Source organism: Arthrobacter sp. B3I9 (assembly GCF_030816935.1).
In the GTDB taxonomy this organism is placed as follows: domain Bacteria; phylum Actinomycetota; class Actinomycetes; order Actinomycetales; family Micrococcaceae; genus Arthrobacter.
On sequence record NZ_JAUSYO010000001.1, the window covers coordinates 701,353 to 718,416 of the forward strand.

At 64.4% G+C, this 17,064-nt stretch carries 14 protein-coding genes and 2 pseudogenes; 9 read left to right on the top strand and 7 right to left on the bottom strand.

Annotated features, from left to right (window positions below; all coding sequences use genetic code 11):
* Nucleotides 1-39: 39 nt before the first annotated feature.
* Entirely contained in the window at nucleotides 40-1,539 is a 1,500-nt protein-coding gene (locus tag QFZ65_RS03345) for a SulP family inorganic anion transporter (protein ID WP_306908158.1), read from the bottom strand.
* A 188-nt stretch (nucleotides 1,540-1,727) separates the two neighbouring features.
* A pseudogene (locus tag QFZ65_RS03350) lies at nucleotides 1,728-2,370 on the bottom strand (DNA alkylation repair protein).
* A gap of 189 nt (nucleotides 2,371-2,559) precedes the next feature.
* Here QFZ65_RS03350 and QFZ65_RS03355 point away from each other — a divergent pair.
* Both QFZ65_RS03355 and QFZ65_RS19080 read left to right on the top strand, forming a co-directional pair.
* Nucleotides 2,560-3,165, top strand: coding sequence for a Clp protease N-terminal domain-containing protein (locus QFZ65_RS03355; RefSeq protein ID WP_306908159.1), 606 nt, complete (start codon nucleotides 2,560-2,562; stop codon nucleotides 3,163-3,165).
* A 19-nt stretch (nucleotides 3,166-3,184) separates the two neighbouring features.
* Nucleotides 3,185-3,325: a hypothetical protein gene (locus QFZ65_RS19080; RefSeq protein WP_373427628.1), complete on the top strand. Its 141-nt coding sequence runs from the start codon at nucleotides 3,185-3,187 to the stop codon at nucleotides 3,323-3,325.
* Nucleotides 3,326-3,357: 32 nt separating this feature from the next.
* On the opposite strand, the gene QFZ65_RS03360 is transcribed toward QFZ65_RS19080, so the two are convergent.
* Entirely contained in the window at nucleotides 3,358-5,268 is a 1,911-nt protein-coding gene (locus QFZ65_RS03360; RefSeq protein WP_306908160.1) for a transketolase, read from the bottom strand.
* Between the two features lie 228 nt (nucleotides 5,269-5,496).
* Between QFZ65_RS03360 and QFZ65_RS03365 the strand changes: the two genes are divergently transcribed.
* Entirely contained in the window at nucleotides 5,497-6,510 is a 1,014-nt protein-coding gene (locus tag QFZ65_RS03365; RefSeq protein WP_306908161.1) for an SDR family oxidoreductase, read from the top strand.
* A gap of 98 nt (nucleotides 6,511-6,608) precedes the next feature.
* Here the strand turns inward: QFZ65_RS03365 and QFZ65_RS03370 are convergent, their stop codons facing one another.
* The 3 genes from QFZ65_RS03370 to QFZ65_RS03380 all read right to left on the bottom strand — a co-directional run bounded on the left by QFZ65_RS03370 (nucleotide 6,609) and on the right by QFZ65_RS03380 (nucleotide 10,039).
* Nucleotides 6,609-6,932, bottom strand: coding sequence for a hypothetical protein (locus QFZ65_RS03370; RefSeq protein ID WP_306908162.1), 324 nt, complete (start codon nucleotides 6,930-6,932; stop codon nucleotides 6,609-6,611).
* Nucleotides 6,933-7,049: 117 nt separating this feature from the next.
* On the bottom strand, nucleotides 7,050-8,162 hold the full coding sequence (locus QFZ65_RS03375) for a glutamate--cysteine ligase (protein WP_306908163.1): 1,113 nt from the start codon (nucleotides 8,160-8,162) through the stop codon (nucleotides 7,050-7,052).
* Between the two features lie 818 nt (nucleotides 8,163-8,980).
* A complete protein-coding gene (locus tag QFZ65_RS03380) occupies nucleotides 8,981-10,039 on the bottom strand; it encodes a D-2-hydroxyacid dehydrogenase (RefSeq protein WP_306908164.1) in 1,059 nt (352 codons plus the stop codon).
* Between the two features lie 315 nt (nucleotides 10,040-10,354).
* Between QFZ65_RS03380 and QFZ65_RS03385 the strand changes: the two genes are divergently transcribed.
* From QFZ65_RS03385 to QFZ65_RS03410, 6 genes and pseudogenes are all read left to right on the top strand, one after another.
* Nucleotides 10,355-11,701: an MFS transporter gene (locus tag QFZ65_RS03385; protein ID WP_306908165.1), complete on the top strand. Its 1,347-nt coding sequence runs from the start codon at nucleotides 10,355-10,357 to the stop codon at nucleotides 11,699-11,701.
* 26 nt (nucleotides 11,702-11,727) lie between these two features.
* Entirely contained in the window at nucleotides 11,728-12,372 is a 645-nt protein-coding gene (locus QFZ65_RS03390) for a bifunctional 4-hydroxy-2-oxoglutarate aldolase/2-dehydro-3-deoxy-phosphogluconate aldolase (protein WP_306908166.1), read from the top strand.
* The gene (locus QFZ65_RS03395; RefSeq protein WP_306908167.1) at nucleotides 12,369-13,334 is read left to right on the top strand and encodes a sugar kinase; all 966 of its coding nucleotides are present in this window, start codon (nucleotides 12,369-12,371) and stop codon (nucleotides 13,332-13,334) included. Before QFZ65_RS03390 ends, QFZ65_RS03395 begins: the two co-directional genes overlap by 4 nt.
* 10 nt (nucleotides 13,335-13,344) lie before the next feature.
* Nucleotides 13,345-14,388 (top strand): Ldh family oxidoreductase, encoded by a 1,044-nt coding sequence (locus QFZ65_RS03400; RefSeq protein ID WP_306908168.1) that lies wholly within the window; start codon nucleotides 13,345-13,347, stop codon nucleotides 14,386-14,388.
* Nucleotides 14,389-14,472: 84 nt separating this feature from the next.
* The gene (locus QFZ65_RS03405; protein WP_306908169.1) at nucleotides 14,473-15,261 is read left to right on the top strand and encodes an IclR family transcriptional regulator; all 789 of its coding nucleotides are present in this window, start codon (nucleotides 14,473-14,475) and stop codon (nucleotides 15,259-15,261) included.
* A 160-nt stretch (nucleotides 15,262-15,421) separates the two neighbouring features.
* Nucleotides 15,422-15,717, top strand: a pseudogene (locus QFZ65_RS03410) (enolase C-terminal domain-like protein); the annotation flags it as partial.
* A 35-nt stretch (nucleotides 15,718-15,752) separates the two neighbouring features.
* On the opposite strand, the gene QFZ65_RS03415 reads toward QFZ65_RS03410, so the two are convergent.
* A complete protein-coding gene (locus QFZ65_RS03415) occupies nucleotides 15,753-17,018 on the bottom strand; it encodes an amidohydrolase family protein (RefSeq protein ID WP_306908170.1) in 1,266 nt (421 codons plus the stop codon).
* Nucleotides 17,019-17,064 lie beyond the last annotated feature (46 nt).

The window sequence follows — 17,064 nt, forward strand, 5'->3', positions numbered from 1 at the left end:
GTTACGGTCCCGGCCGGCCGGGCGGCCCAGCGGAGGGTGTCAGGCGCCCAGCTGGCCGGTGAGGCGGCGGTGGAACCCGGCGCTGCGCTCGTCCAGGCCGACAATCGTCACCGTGGCGCCGTGGTCTTTGTATTTCGCCTCGATGGAATCGAGGGCGGCGACCGTTGAGGCATCCCAGATCTGGGCCCGGCTGAGGTCGACGGTCACGGACGCCGGATCCTCGGCGTAGGAGAACTGGTCCACGAGGTCGTTGCTGCTCCCGAAGAACAGCGGCCCCGTCACCTCGTACCGGACGGTCCCGCCGTCGTCCGCCACGGTCCGGTCGACGCTGATGACGTGCGCAACCCGACGCGCGAAGAGCACCATCGCGAGGACGACGCCGACGACGACGCCGTAGGCGAGATTGCCGGTGAGGACCACGACGGCGACGGTGACGCCCATGACGATCGTCTCCGGGAGCGGCATCCGCTTCAGGGTGGACGGTTTGACGCTGTGCCAGTCGACGGTGGTGACAGCGACGACCATCATGACCGCGGCGAGGGCCACCATCGGGATCTGTCCCATGACCGAGCTGAGCCCGGTCACGAGGGCCAGGAGGAACACCCCGGCCACCAGGGTGGAGATGCGGGTGCGGGCCCGCCCGGTCTTCACGTTCAGGACGGTCTGGCCGATCATCGCGCAGCCGGCGATGCCGCCATAGAACCCGGCGAGGATGTTCGAGACGCCCAGGGCCCAGGACTCGCGGCCCTTGGGGGAGCGGGTGTCGGTGATGTCGTCAACGAGCTTTGCGGTGAGGAGGGTTTCCATGAGACCGACGAACGCGACGCTCAGCGCCGTCGGCAGGATCAGCTGCAGGGTCGCCAGGTCCAGCGGAACGAGGAACGGGGTGAGCCCGGGGAGCTTCCCGGTGAGGGGGCCCTCGTCGGCGACGTTGGGAACGGCGAGGTGGGCGATGATCACGATGGCCGTGACGGCCACGATCGCCACCAGCGGCGACGGGATGACGTTCGTGAAACGCGGAAGGATGAAAATGATGGCGAACGTCAGGGCGAACAGGGCATAGGCGAGCCAGGGGACGTTCAGCACGTGGGGCACCTGCGCCATGAAGATGAGCACACCCAGGGCGTTGACGAACCCGATCATCACCGAACGCGGGATGAACCGCATCAGGCGGGCAAGGCCGGCGAGTCCAAAGACGATCTGGATGACACCGGCCAGGATCACCGTGGGCAGAACGTACTGGACTCCGTGGCTGTGAACGAGCGGGGCGATGACGAGGGCGACGGATCCGGCTGCGGCGGTGATCACGCCCGGCCGTCCGCCAAGGAAGGACATCGTCACGGCCAGGACGATGGAGGCGACGAGGCTGACCATCGGATCGACGCCGGCGACGATCGAGAACGAGATGACCTCCGGGACCAGGGCGAGCGTGGTGACCATGCCGGCGAGGACTTCACGGGACAGCTGCTGCGGCGAGCGCAGAGCGCTCAGTACGGTGACCGGGGTGCGGATGACGCGCGGGCGTTCGGCGGTGGCCAAGGAGCGGCTCCAGGGGCTTGGCTCTCTCGGGAGAGCGGTGGGTTACATGTCTGCACGCCACGTTGCGCACGGGTCCAGCCCCGTCACGGAATCCAGAGGGGGTGGGGAGAACGAGCAGGCCGGTCACTTTTCAGCCGCGACAGCAACATTACCCTGACGTGAAGGTTGAGTCGGAGGGGTGAGCTCTCCTAGCTATCTTGCTGGCGACGCACCATCTCGCTGATCCAAATGGGCGCGTACGGAGATGTGCAGTTCGGGGGAGTCGGGTAGTCCTTGAGCACCTCGAGGCGCTCGCCGATGTCGATCGCCCGGGCGCGGTGCTCGGGGTGTTGGATCCCGATCTGGGCGAGGCAGGAGTTCATTGCCCACTGCAGCCGGTCCGGGGCGTCCTTCATCTCCGCCTCGATGGTGTCGAGAAGCCCACGGAGGTTGAGGTCCTCAGGGTCCTTGACCACGCGTTCGGCGGTCAGGGCCCAGCCCGCGCTCGCGACCACCGGGTCCTGGTCGGCGGACCAGGCCAGGCGGAGTTCTTCGGAATGCGGGTTTTTCTTCACCACGTAGTTCACGAGCCAGTCGTGCACCTTCCGGCGGCGCCTGGCGCATCATGTGGTCCAGGTCGTCACGCTCGAATGCCTTCGGGCGGCAGATCAGGGTGGCCAGCAGCCTTGCCGCGGTGTCCTCCGTCGCCCAGAGCTCGCGGGCGAGTTCCTGCTGGATCTTCAGCCGCTTCGCGAGGGCGCGCAGCTTTCCGAGGTTCACGCCGTGATCGTCGCCGTGTTTCTCGTTGACCCTTCGTGCGCCCGGGTCTTCAAGCCCTGCCAGCTCCTCCATCACCTCCGCCACTGTGGTTTCGGTCAAGGCGTTCTCCTGTCGGTCATGTAGGCGATGCAGCTGGGACGACGTTCGACCGCCGTCGAAGCGGCCGGAAGTTTACCTACAGACAGCAGGCTAACCTAGGTGCCTTCACCCGGTCGTCAACCACGGGTTGACGCGCGGTCCGCGTCAACCTAACGTTGACCCATGACAGATCCACTTCGAATGACGAACCCCGTCCGGCTCGACGAACTCATCGAGATGATCAAGAAGGTCCACCCGGATGCCCTGGACCAGCTGTCCGACGCGGTGATCGCCGCAGATCATCTGGGCGAAGTGGCCGACCACCTGATTGGCCATTTCGTGGACCAGGCGCGGCGCTCCGGTGCCTCGTGGTCGGACATCGGCCGGAGCATGGGCGTCAGCAAGCAAGCGGTCCAGAAGCGTTTCGTTCCCAAGGGTTCCGCCGAACCCCTGGACCTCGACCCAGGCCAGGGATTCAGCCGGTTCACGCCCCGTGCCCGGAACGTGGTGATGGGGGCCCAGAACGAAGCGCGCGCGGCAGGCAATGACGAGATCGACCCCGGGCACCTGGTGCTGGGGCTGCTCGCCGAGCCCGACGGCCTCGGTGCCCGGGCCATCATCTCGCAGGGGGTATCCCTCGACGCCGTCCGGCAGGCCGCCAGCGCCGCGCTGCCGCCAGCGGCGGACCAGGTTCCCGACCTCATCCCCTACGACGCGCAGGCGCGGAAGACGCTCGAACTGACCTTCCGGGAAGCCCTGCGCTTGGGGCCACAACTACGTCGGGACTGAGCACATCCTCCTCGCGCTGCTGGAACTCGAAGCCGGCGCGGGTGTTCTCGCCGGCCTGGGTGTCGACAAGGCGGCGGCCGAAGCGTCGATCACGGCGGCTCTGGCCGCAATCCGCGTTGCCCACGAAAAAACCGAGGATGACGGCGGCGCGGAATCCTGACGTCTGCGCAGGGCGCACGTGGACCGGTGTTGCTAACCGTTGGGCGTTGGTACGGACCGGACCAAGCCGCGGGCGGCTGCAGTGATGTGGCGAGCGGAGATGCCGGCGGCGTCGAGAAGCTCCTGGGGTTTGCCGGAGGTCGGCAACCCCTGGACGGCGAGCAAGGCAACGTGGAGTTCGGGAGTGTCGGTGCCGGCGAGAGCTTCCAGGACGGCGGACCCGATGCCGCCTTCGGGGTAGTGGTCCTCGGCGACGACGATCCGGCCCCCGGTTTCCCGGCAGGCCCGGCGCAGGGATTCGGCGTCGACCGGTTTGATGGAGTAGAGGTCGATGACGCGGGCGTTGATTCCGTCGTCGGCGAGCTGCCCGGCGGCGGTGAGGCACTCGTGCAGTGTCACTCCGGCACCTACGAGCGTGACGGCGTCGTCGGTTCCTGCGTGATGGACCTTGCAGCCGCCGAGGGGGAATTCTTCATCGGGCCCGTAGATGACCGGGTAGGCGCCGCGGGTGGCGCGGAGGTAGGAGATGCCGGCGGTGTCCGCCATCGTCCGGATGAGCTGGGCGGTGGAGGGTGCGTCTGCCGGGTACAGCACGGTCGAGGTGTGCACGGCCCGCATGGCGGCGATGTCCTCCAGCGCCATCTGGGACGGCCCGTCCTGGCCGATTTCAACCCCGGCGTGCGTGCCCACCAGCCTGATGCTGGCCTGCGAGACGCCCGCCATCCGAATGAAGTCGAAGGGCCGGGACACCAGGAAAGCAGCGAAACTCGCGGCGAAGGCGATGTACCCCCGGACCGAAAGCCCTATCGCGGACGCGACCAGTTGCTGTTCGGCGATGAACATCTCGAAGTACCGTTCCGGTGCCACGTCCTGGAACTCGCCGGCGTGGGTCGAGTTTCCCACCTCGCCGTCCAGGACGACGACGTCGGGACGGGCGGCCAGCGCGGAAATGGCAGCACCGAAGGCGGCCCGGGTTGCGACCTCCTCACCCACTTCCCACCGTGGCAGTTTGACGGTGGCGTGCGGATCGGGGGTGATGGCAGGCGTGCCCGGTTCCGGGAGGGCTGTCTTGATCCGGAGGTCGCCGGGTCCGCCGAGGGCTGCCACGGCGCGGTCGGCCAGGTCCTTGGGGAGCGCCTTGCCGTGCCAGCCGTTCTGGTCCTCGACCTCGGGGACGCCTTTGCCCTTGATGGTTCTGGCGAGGATGACCGTGGGCTGGTCGGGCCGGGACTGTGCCTGGGCGAACGCGTCGTCGATCGCGGCTATGTCATGCCCGTCGATGACGAGGGGATGGGCGCCGAAGGCCTCCACCCGCCGGGCGTAGCGGTCCATGTCCCATTGGAGTTCGGTGGGGCCGTCCTGGCCCAGCCGGTTGACGTCCACGATGGCGGTCAGGTTGCCCAGCTTGTAGTAGGCGGCCTTGTCCAGGGCCTCCCAGATGGATCCTTCGGCCAGTTCGCTGTCCCCGCACAGCACCCACGTGCGGTAGGGCAGTTTGTCCAGGTACCGTCCGGCCAGTGCGACGCCGACGGCGTCCGGCAGACCCTGGCCCAAGGACCCCGTCGCGACGTCGACCCACGGCAGGACAGGGGTTGGGTGGCCCTGCAGCCGGCCGCCGAACTGCCGGTAGGTATGGATCAGTTCGTCCTCGTCGACCACTCCCACGGCCCGGTACATGGCGTACAGCAGCGGGGAGGCGTGGCCTTTGGAAAAAATGAGGTGGTCGTTGGTCGCCAGCGACGGCTGGTCCCAGTCATAGCGGAGGTGGCGCTCGAGGAGGACCGCCATGAGATCCGCTGCCGACAACGACGACGTCGGATGGCCGGACCCCGCCTCCGTGCTGCACCGTATGGAGTCCACCCGCAGTTGGGCGGCCAAGCTTCTGACGACGTCGGACTGCGCTGCCGCCATCTGCTCTGGGGCCTGTTTCTGGTCGTCGGTCATTTTCGTTTGCCTTCCGTGTTGTCAGGCTTGCTCGCCTTGTCCGGACTCTTTCTCCCCGTCTTACGCGCAAGGCAGGGCCGGGGGAAGGGGTCAGGGGTACTGTCGGAGCGCGTTCTATGGCACACACCTTGATGAATGACGGGCCGGGCCGGCTTGGATGAATCGTTGCCCCCGGCGTCACACCTCGGTACCATCAAACAAATAAGCCTGCTTAGCATCGAGTGCTGAATGGGACTACGGCAACAGGTGGGGGATCAGGTGCGCTCCAAGGGTTTGGTTGTAGTTATTACCGGTGCGTCGAGTGGCATCGGCCGCGCCACTGCTCTGCGCTTCGCCAAAAATCGGGCGCGGCTGGTGCTGGCCGCACGCAGTACCAAGGCCCTCGAAACGGTGGCGGAGGAATGCCGGAAGCGCGGGGCCCAAGCAATCGCTGTGCCCACCGACGTGACCGACCCGGAGGCGGTGCAGGCGCTGGCGGCGCGGGCTGTCCACGAGTTTGGCCGACTCGACGTGTGGGTCAACAACGCGGCAATATCCGTCTTCGGACGCATTACTGATGTCCCGCTCCGTGATTTCCAGCGGGTGCTCGATGTTAATGTGTCGGGCTATGTCCACGGTGCCCGGGCCGCCCTGCCGTACCTGCGCAAGCAAGGTTCAGGCGTGCTCGTCAATGTGTCGTCCATCGTTGGAGAAATCGCCCAGCCCTACACAGCGGCCTACTCCATGTCCAAAGCCGCAGTCCGGGCCCTGGGCGTCAGTATCCGTTCGGAACTGCGGCTGGACGGCGTAACCGGAGTGAAGGTCTGCACGGTCATGCCGGCCACCATGGACACCCCGTTTTTCCAGCATGCCGCGAACTACACCGGCCGCCGGGTGGTTGCAATGCCGCCGCTGTACACCGCGGAACGCACGGCGCGCACCATCGTGAAGGCTGCGAGGAAGCCCCGGCGGGAAACTGTCGTTGGTCCGGGAGGCCGGATGCTGGCTCTCCAGCACAAGATCACGCCCGGCGCCGTGGAGGCGACGATGGCCGTCCAGGTGGACAAGACCCACTTGTCCCGTCGTTACGACGCCCAGGACTCGTCAGGAAACCTGTACCAGCCATCGGAGGAAGGGCGGAAGGGGTCCGTTAAAGGTGGGTGGGGTGGCCGCCGCCGGACCGCGCAACGGCGTGCTCTCACCGCGTTGCTGCTCGGCGGAGGGGTTGCGCTGGTGGGAAGAGCGGTCCGCTCCGGGCCGTAAGAGCGGAGTTTGCCGCCAGCCAGTTCACGCCTCCGACGGTTCGGTGATCCTTCAGCCCAACGGCAGGTGGAGGTCAGACGTCACCGTGACGGACTGGCCTAAGTGCTGAGTTGCCAATGGACTCGGATGGCCTCGGCAAATGGGGCAACTTTGACGTCGACTCGGAAAGCGACGGGCGCGGTCCCTGTCTCTTCGATGATCGCATCACGGTATACGCGGCCGCATGACGGACACAGAGTGTAGAGATCCTCATCCGCGGGCCACTCCGCGAGTTCGGCGGGGACCGGCGTGTTCTCTCCGGTGTGGACGGGGACACCTTCTGAGTTGGCCTGAATCAATCCGTCCTTGCCGACTGTGTTCCCGCAGACACAGGTGATGGTGGTGACATCATGACCGCTCACTTCGGCGGTTTCGATCTCCATAATGACCTCCCGGCGCTGGAAGAGACGCTCTGGTATCAGCTTATGCCTGCTGATTTGCGCGGGCGTACTGCAATTGGGCGAGGGGCCGCTCGGGATGTTCGGCGATCGTCCGACGCCTTAGGCGGCGTCTCCCTGCAGGCTCGATGCGCAGTGGCTCACGTCGATAGCCGCGGTGACCACATCGTGCAGGGCGTTTCCCTGCTGCAGCGCCAAGCGTTGTTGCTGTGCGCCGGTTCCCCTGCGGTGGAGCCGGTTCAAGAGAACCTCAGTGTGTTCTTCATCCCCGTTTTCGGCCAGGGCGAACCTCACATGGTTCAGGAACTGCTCCAGGACCGCCCCGGCGGGGCGGGCCGACGCGGTTACGGGATCCAGCAGCTCCCCGGTGATTCCGGACCTGCTGGCTCGCCAGGCGGCAAGGCGGAGGACGGCGGCCGGTACGGGAACCGGCGGGACACCCGACTGCCATTCGCGGGCTGCGGTATCCACCAAGGCCCGGCACAAGGCGGCGATCAGCACTGTGTCATCCGGGTGCAGGCAGACATCGGCTACGCGGATCTCCACGGTGGGGTAGTTGCGTGAGAGGCGCGCGTCCAGATAAAGCATGGCCTCGTCCAGCGGGACTCCGGTTCCCAGCATCGCCTTGACACTCTGCCGGTAGGAGCCGGCGGAGCCGTAGATTTCGGCTGGCCCGCCCATCGGCCACCGGTACAGGGACTGTGTGCGGTAGCTGGCGTAACCGGTGTCCACGCCCTGCCAAAACGGTGAATTCGCACTCAGCGCCGACAGCACGGGAAGCCAGTTCCGGATGCGGTCCAGTACTGCGACCCCCTCCTCCGGCGAGGAGACACCGACATGGACATGGCAGGCGCAGGTCAGCTGTTCCTGGGCGGTCATGCCGAAGCGCTCAGTCATCGTCTGCACCCGGGAGACCGGGGACAGGTGCGGGGTAAATGGCAGAACGGGGGTCGCCAGGGCGGCCACCCTTGCGCCGAGTCTGCTGGCAAGGCCGTCAGCCAGGGAGCGGCCTGCCACAATGTCTGCGGCCAGCTCCTTCAGATCCGTATGCACCGGTGTGATGACTTCAATCTGCTCCAACTGCAGCTCGGCCACGAGTTCCAGGCCGGGTGCAGTGCGCGTATCCAGGGAAAGCAGCTCAGGCACCCGGGGCGTGATGAAACCGCTCTCGGGGTCGATCAACAGAAGTTCCTCTTCTACCCCGAAAGTACGCACCGGCTCAGCCTACGGCCAAGGACCGGCGTCCTGCACATGCTGGCTGCGTCGCCAAGGCCGTGCTGCCCCGTTCATTGGGGGCGTGTCCGTGGGCGGCCGGCCTCGGGACTACGGCATCGCGCGGCGAGGCCGTCGACTTCCGGCTCAGCGGTACGCTCGACAACGGCTCTTCTGCGCATTCCCTGATAATGCCGATTAAGGATCTTCCGTCAGGTTGGGGGCTCACTAGATTGGGAAGCGTAGGTGTGCGGTTGTGCCGGTGCCTAAGATGCAACAGCCTGACCCGCACTAACTACGCGAGCGTTTCTGCCGGAGGCAGCGGCTGTGAAACGTGCCGCGGACTGGCCCAGGGCGCGGGGCGAAAAAGAAGACTTATGCAGATGATGCCGAAGCGAGAAATTCATTCGCCGTTGCGGAGGGAACGGAGACCAGGGTTGATCAGAACGGGCCCGTGCGACTTGACCTCGCAAAATCGGCGCGGGATGGTGAGAGTGAGGCCGCGCCGGTAATTGCCCTGCTGGCGGGCCGGAGCAGCATAGAAGAACGCACGAGTCCCCACGAAAAATTCAATAGCCTAACGCCGTAGTGGATCCCTCCTGAGGCTGGGGCTCTGGGGCGACGGCAAATGAACACTGCCGGGGGCAACACATGGCTCTCAGTCCGAGGCAATCTTGAGTAACGAGACGAATCAACTGACCAACGGGGGAACCCCGCAGCGCTCTCCGACATGCCCTGATCTACCGCGCCGGCGTCGTTTGCGCCGTCACAATCGGGCTACGTCATAAGGCGACATGCCTCAGCCGACCCGCTGGGCCTCCTTAGTAGAACTCGACGGTGTCAACCCTGTTGATCAGGGGCCTGCCATCGAGGAACCGGCCAGCGTTCTCTGCGAACAGTTCGGCGATCAGCCGGTCCTCGGCGGCATTGAGCGCGGCGGTGTGCGGGCTGATCAGCACGTTGGGCGAAGACCACAGCGGGCTCTCAGGCGGCAGCGGTTCATTGGCGAACACATCAAGGGCGGCGAATCCGATCCGACCATCCTCCAGTGCAGCTGTCAGGGCTGTCTCATCAATCACCGTCCCACGACCAATACTCACCAGCGTGGCACCGGGTTTGACGTTTCTTAGAACCTCAGCGCTGACCATACCTTCCGTAGAGCTTGTGCCGGGCAGTGTCACGACTATGCCGTCGACATTCTTTACGACCTCGGTAAGCGCCTCTGTGCGGACCAGTTCGTCCACTTTGTCCACGGCAGCATCGTGCCTGCTCGTGCCGATGACATGAGCGCCGAGGGCGTTAAGCTTTCGAGCGACGGCCCGGCCGATGCTGCCTAGGCCAACAATTAATATGCGCTGTTCGCTGATAAGACCCATGGTCCAGCGCCCGGACCATTCTCGCTTCTGCTGCTGTGCCAGCAACCGGGGGAGGCTTTTTGCTCCTGCAAGCAGGCCGAAGATCGCATATTCTGCCAGTGGTTCAGCATGCACCCCTGCCGAAGTGGTGAACGCTACCTGGTCCAGCTGGTCCTGGCTTAGGCTCGCCGCACGGACCTGGGCGCCGCCTCCGGCAGGCATGGTGTGAACCCAGCGGAGGTTCGCATTTGCTTCTACGGCGCGCTTCAGCGTGGCCGGCTTTTCATCAGGCACCCCGTACAGAACCTCGGCCGAGTGGACGAGGGCATCGAACCGGTCTTGCTGCTCCGGCGTGCGCAGGAAGGCCGGATCCCCAGCGTGGTCGCCCGGATAACGCATCGGCGGAAGCAGTTCTTGGTCCCGCACGAAGTCGATCCGGGGTTCGAGCGAAATGATGTGCTGAATGAGAGTCTCGCTGATCGGAGTCGAAGCTACCACTCGAAGTTTTTTTTCTGAATTGCTCACGCCATTGACCTTATCCTCCGGCCCAATGAACCTAAAACCGTTTCATTCTGCTTGTTAGGTGGACCGCGAAGAGGCCGGGTCGATGAGGGTCAAGCTGCTGGGGCAGGCGCGGATCGAGAAGGTTGGGCTCAGGTGCTCCGGCCGGGAACCGACTTGTCGAAGAGGACACAGCGTTTCGTAGTACGAAATGTGCATTTGACCTGACGAAACACACCTCATACGGTGGCATGGTTCCGTCCTCCTCGTTCACCTCCATCGCTGGCTGTCGGGGTTGCCTTGCGGACGTTTCATCAATGGCGATAGGGGAGGACACAGTTGTCCACGCACGTTTCAACAACCGCACCAATAAGGCCCAAGGGCCTGCGCAACAACTTCCGGTGGTTCGTTATCGGCATGTGCTCGGTATCGTTCTTCATCAACTACCTGGATAGGACGGTTCTGGGGGTTGCGCTGCCTTTCATCCGGCAGGACCTTCATATCCCTGATGCCTTGTCCGGGTTGCTTCTGGGTGCGTTCTTTGCCAGTTATGCCTTGACGCAGATGCCCGTGGGCCGGCTTTTCGACCGGTGGGCTGTCCGTCCGCTCTTCGCCGGGGGCGCCGTGCTCTGGGGCCTCGTCACCATGGCCATCTCGTTGTCCACGAATTCGGTTCACCTGCTCATCACCCGCTTCCTTCTTGGCCTAGGTGAGTCGGTCAACTACCCGGGCGCTGTCAAAGTGACGTCGAAGTGGTTCCCGGTGGAGGAAAGAGTTTTTGCCACCAGCGTGTGGGACAACGGATCTCGATTCGGTTCAGCACTTTCCCTTCCCATCGTCACAGGTCTTATTGCCCTTGTCGGTTGGCGCGGTACCTTCGTGGTGGCGGGAGCGCTGGCGGTGCTTTGGGCCATCGGGTTCTGGTTCCTTTACCGGGATCCGGGGCATGGGCGCGGCTCAGCAGCGGAATTGGAATACATTCGGGCCGGCGGCGCCCGCGTCGATGACGCGCCGTCCGGCGCCCCCTCGATCCCGTGGCGCCAGCTGTTCCGCTACAGGACCGTTTGGGCCATGATCCTCGGCTTTTTCTGCCTCAATTACGTTATCTACTTCTTCATTACCTGGTTCCCGAGCTACCTGGTGCAGGCCCGTGGTTTCGATATCCTCCAGCTCGGCGTATTCGGAATGATTCCGGGGCTGGTTGCCGTCCTAGGCAGTTTCGCCGGTGGCTGGACTTCGGATTACCTCCTTCGCAAGGGCTGGCCTGCGGGTAGGGCACGGAAGCTCTGCCTGGTAGGAGGCATGCTCGGCTCCTCGGTTATCATTTTTGCCGCCTTCGCCGACAGCGCTGTCTCAGCCCTGGTGCTTCTCTCCATCTCCTACGGTGCGGTTGCCTTCGCCGGGTGCAACGTGGCGAGCCTGCCCGCTGATGTTGCCCCTGACGCAGGTCAGGTCTCTTCTCTCGCCGGTATCCAGAACGCTTTCGCTAATGTTGCGGGCTTCATCGGCCCTGCGCTGACCGGCCTGCTGCTGACTATCTCCGGCGGATCGTACGTCGTACCCCTGGTCATATCCGGATGTGTGGCCATCGCAGGGGCACTCATCTATGCCTTCATGATCGGAAAAATCGAGCCGTTGGAGATTAAAAGCCAGACTCGGGAGAAGGCCTTGGCGGGTGCCCTATGACAACGTTGAACTACCAAGGGACACAAATGGACCGATTGCTTTTGCCTGAACGAAGCCGCGAGGGTCGTATCATCGCGGTCCTGCGGGCTCCTGACGCCACCCAGTACGCCCCCGTGATCCGGGCACTGATAGCAGGAGGAATTCCCAGCGTCGAGCTGACCCTGACCACCCCCGGAACCTTCGAGCACTTCGGCGAACTGCTTTCCGAATTCGGGGATGACATCGATCTCGGGATCGGCACTGTCACGCGAGTCGAACAGGTCGAAGCGGCAGCCCTGGCGGGGGCCTCCTATATCGTGACGCCCGTCACCGACCACTATGTGCTGAAAGCGGCCGCTGCTGCGAGCCTGCCGATTCTCCCGGGAGGACTGACGCCGACCGAACTTCACGCCGGATGGGTTCAGGGAGCCGCGGCAGTAAAGATATTTCCCGCGGCCACCGTCGGACCGGGATATCTGGCCCAGATCAGGGGCCCGTTCCCTGACCTGATGGCCATCCCCTCAGGGGGCGTCGACCTCGCCGCCGCCGAGGAATGGCTCCGGGCGGGCGCGGCGGCGGTCAGCATTGGTGGCCCCCTCACGGGCGATGCCTTCAAGGGCGGGAACCTGAAGGAACTGACCGACAGGGCGCGCGGCTACGTGGCTGCCGAGGCGAAAGCACGCCTTCAGTGACGGTACAGGAAGCCTCCAGGGTAGTTACCTTCGGCGAAACCATGGCCCTCATGCGCTCACAGGAGCCCGGGCCCATCGCGCACGCCGGCTCCCTGCGGTTGGGCATCGGTGGAGCCGAGAGTAACGTCGCCATCGGTCTGGTGCGAGCCGGCGTGGCCGTGACGTGGGCCGGAAGAACCGGTGACGACTCCTTCGGCGAGCTTGTCCGCCGGGAAATTCGGGCCGAGGGCGTCCACGTTCACGTGACCATCGACCCGAATGCACCAACTGGCCTGATGGTCAAAGAGCGCCGCACAGCGGAACAGACACGGGTGCAGTATTACCGCGATAGGTCAGCAGGGTCCCGCTTGGAGGCCAAGGATCTGCCGCACGACCACATACGGAGCGCAGAGATCCTCCACCTGTCCGGAATCACCCCCGCACTCTCTGATACGGCGAGGGAGGCGGCGTGGTCGGCCGTCCAAACAGCAAAGGCTGCAGGGACGCTGATTTCCTTCGACGTTAACTACCGGTCCGGCCTTTGGTCACCTGACGAGGCAGCCGCGTCTCTTGGCCCCTTCATTAATGAGTCCGACTTGGTGTTTGCCGGACCTGATGAAGCAGCCATCGTGGTAGGTGGTCGGTCCACCGAGGAAGCCCAGCTCGAGGCATTGTCCGGCGAAGGTCAGCGGACCGCAGTACTCAAATTGGGCGCTCTCGGTGCGTTGGCCACTGCAAACGGCCGAACGTTCAGATGCGCGGCGAACCCCGTACAACCTCTGGACACAGTCGGGGCAGGGGACGCTTTTGTCGCCGGCTACTTGGCCGCCACTTTGTCCGGGGCCGACATTCCTGCCGCACTGCGGCGCGGCAACGCTCACGGCGCGTACGCCTGCCTGGCTGCAGGCGACTGGGAAGGCTCGCCTCGAAACGATGAGTGGAAAACCTTTGAACAACACGGGTTGGATCCCGTGACTCGATAAGAGGGAAACAATGACGAATTCAGAAGTAAGAACCCCCCGCCCGGAACTGCAGGCACTTGCCTCAAAGACACTGCAGGCAGTCGGCGCCTCTTCCGCGGAAGCGGAACTTGTCGCCGCTTCACTGATAGACGCAGACGCTAAAGGCATCCACTCCCACGGCCTGCTTCGCCTTCCCCTTTACGTTGAGTCAGTCGAAGCGGGCGGCATCGTTCCGCAGGCACCCCTGAAATGGGTGCGAAGTGCAGGTGCAACCGCGGTCCTGGACGCCGGCTCCGGCTTCGGGCAGGTAGGCATGCGTGAAGCGCTCAAAAAGGCCCGACAATTGGTGAGCGAATCAGGGGTTGCCGTCGTGGCGGTGAAGAACAGCACTCACTACGGCGCCGGTGCCTACTGGACGGACCAGCTGGCCAGGGACGGCCTCATTGCACTGCTGGTCTCCACCACTGGAGCCACAGTGGCCCCCTACGGCAGCGCCGAGCAACTTATCGGAACTAACCCCCTTTCGGTGTCGTTCCCGACCGGCGACCGGCCGGTGACGGCCGACCTGGCAACCAGCGCCGGGGCCTTCGGCAAAATTGTTGCAGCAGCCGGGGCAGGAGACCAGATCCCCGAGGGGTGGGCGGTAGACGCCAACGGTGAGCCGACCACAGACGCGGCCACCGCGGTGCAAGGAGCCCTGATCCCCTTCGGCGGTCACAAGGGTTCGGCCATAGCGGTAATGGTTGAATTGCTCGCCGGTGCCGGCGGCGGGGGAAAGTTCGCGCACGAGACCGTCGACATCTGGACTGACCGAAGCTCGCAGATCGGCACGGGAAACCTGCTTATCGTCATCGATCCGGTGTTTGTGCACGGGACCGAGGCGCCCATTTCCCGCGCTTCTGAGTTCCGTGACGAGTTGCGTCAGCTCCGTCCGGCAACTGGCGTGGAACGGGTCCTCGCCCCCGGGGACCCGGAAGCCATCAAGGCGTCCAGCAACGTTGATACAGTGGGTCTCCCACAACACGTCGACGAAGCCATCCGCGCCACCGCCAGCCGCGTCGGCGTCACAATCTAGCTGCGTCCCAGGGCGCCCAGACAGCTATTTTTCTGGGCGCCCCGGCTACGCGACACGCTGCTCCAGATCAGGAAGGACTTATTAGTGTCGGATGAGGAATCGCCCCTGGGAAGCGTCGACAAGGCACTCAGGGTGCTGGATCTGCTCGCCGAAGTAGGCTCGGAAGGACTAGGTCTGGCTGATATCGCCCAGCAGCTCGCGCTCAATAAGGCCACCGTCCACAGAACCCTCGCTGCACTGAAGTTCCGAGGCTATGTCTCCCAGAATCAGCGAGACGGCGCGTACCGACTCGGTAGCCACCTGACGACCCTGATCAGCCAGTACTATCGCAGCGAGAACCTTCCCGCGTTGATGAAACCGTCGCTCATGGAACTGTGCTCGGCCACCGGCGAACTTGTACACCTGGGCGTGCTCGACGGGTCCTCCATTACGTACATCGATAAGGTCGAGCCGGACCGCGCGATTCGTGTCTGGTCCGCGGTCGGACGCACGGCCGCAGTATCGTCCACCGCCCTCGGGAGGGCCATTGTTGCCTTCAGCGGCACCGACCCGGCCACCCTGCACAAATATCTGCCGGACCATTCAACGCCGGACTTCTCCAGCAGGAAGGAAGCGTTCCTGAACGCGGTCAGCCAGGCACAAAGATACGGGTACTCGCTGGAACGCGAAGAAAACGAACCCGGAATCGTGTGCATAGGCTTCCCGCTGATCTATGGAGGCCATCCCTCGGCCGCTATAAGCATCAGTGCCCCCGTGAGCCGGATGAAAGCCTCACGTGTCCCGCTGCTGGCCAAGACCGTCCGCGAAATTTTGGCACTCACCCTGCCCCAGGGGTTCACAGTGCCCTCGCAGATCGGGACAAAGCACGCCTAGATCGCACCGCCGGCAGCGCCCCCAGGTACCGGTTGATTTTTTTGTGCCGATAACGGACCTTCCGTAAAGCTGGATGCCTGAGGCACCGTCAGGTTGGGGTGCCCAAGCGGACGATCACGCTCGTAACTTTCTTAGAGTCCGACCCCAATAACTCCGCCGGGCCCGGCAGATCCACGACATGGCACGGGCGAACGGCGTAGCGGTTCGGTGCCGAGGAATGCTTAAAACGGGGCTGGGAAGGGCAGCAAAACGCAGCGCTGGCCGCCCTCCCGCTGTTCACACTACCCGGAGACATCTCCGCCTCTGGCCGGTTCTACGAGAGACCTGACCAGAACGTTTGTCCTCGACCGCGGCTACATCAGGGTGCCGACCGGTCCGGGACTTGGCGTAGAGCCAATTCCCGAAGTTCTGCGGGAACTGACCACCGACCTCTATGAAGTGACCGGGGGTGCGTAAGTGCCCTGGGAAGGCACGAACAATGTCGGCCAAATTTAGCCTGCGCGAGTCAGAGAGCTCTCGTGACCTTCTTTCATGTCCCCTGTGGTGACGATATGCCCGTCCTTGATGACGGTCCGGGCCCGGCCCTCGTCCCAGAGGATTGAGGGTTCATCGAAAGGATCGCCGTCCAGCACTACGAGGTCCGCACACGCACCTTCTGCTATTCGTCCCAGGTCTTCACGCCGCAGCAGGGCAGCGTTGGTTGACGTAGCGGAGCGGAGGGCGTCATACACGCCCAAGACTTCGCATTGAAGGCGCAGCCCCGCTAGTTGCTCGTCCTCCAACTCACCCATGAGGTCAGATCCAAAACCGATCCGGACCCCGGCGGCCCGGGCAAGTTCGACTGCCTCCTTGCCGGCATTCAGTACTTCCCGATTCTTGGCCGCTCCCACGTCGGTGAGGCCGATCTCCGTTCCACGCCGGTCCATGGCATCGTAGGTGACAAGCGTGGGTACGAGAAAGACCTCATGTTCGGCCATGAGTTGGGCGGTTTCTGCATCCAGCAGGTTACCGTGTTCGATGCAGCGAACCCCGTTCAGTACGGAATGGCGGATGGCTTCGGGCGAGTAGGCATGGGCGGTAGCGTAGCTGCCCCTGCGGGATGCCTCCTCTGTCACAACGCGGATTTCCGCCGCGCTGTATTGCGGAACCCGGATCGGGTCGACGGGCGAAATGACGCCGCCCGACGTCATGAGCTTGACCGCCGTGGCACCGGTCCGAAACCTGTGCCGCACCGCGCGCAGCAGGTCGTCGACGCCGTCCACCACTTCGCACATGTGGCCCCCATGGAAACAGCTTCCGTCATTGTTGGCGCGGATATCTCCGTGGCCGCCTGTCTGGCTCAGCGCGGGGCCGGTGAAGAAGTACCGTGGGCCGGGGTACAGGCCTTCGTCGATGGCGTTCGCGAGGCCGATGTCTCCTCCGGCCACGTCGCGGACCGAGGTGAATCCGCGGCGCAACGCGGCTTCAAGGCGGCGTACTCCCGCCAGGGCGGAGTAGCTTAGCGGGCCCGTTTCGTTCCGCGCCGAGGTCAGGCTGAGCGCGTAGGCGTGGAAGTGGGCATCGATGAGCCCGGGAATCACCGTGCGGCCTCCGGCGTCGAGCACCGTCGCGGCAGCGGGCACTGCCGTCTCATCGTTGCCCAAGGCGGCTATACGGCCGGCGCGGATGGTGATGGAGCCTTCGAACAGGTCGCGCGATTCGCCGTTAAAGATCCGGGCGTTCCGGATGGTCAGGGTACCCGGCTGATTTCTTGTCATGCAGCGTCCTTCCTTTCTGTCGTCTTTCCGTACGTGGCGCCGAGTT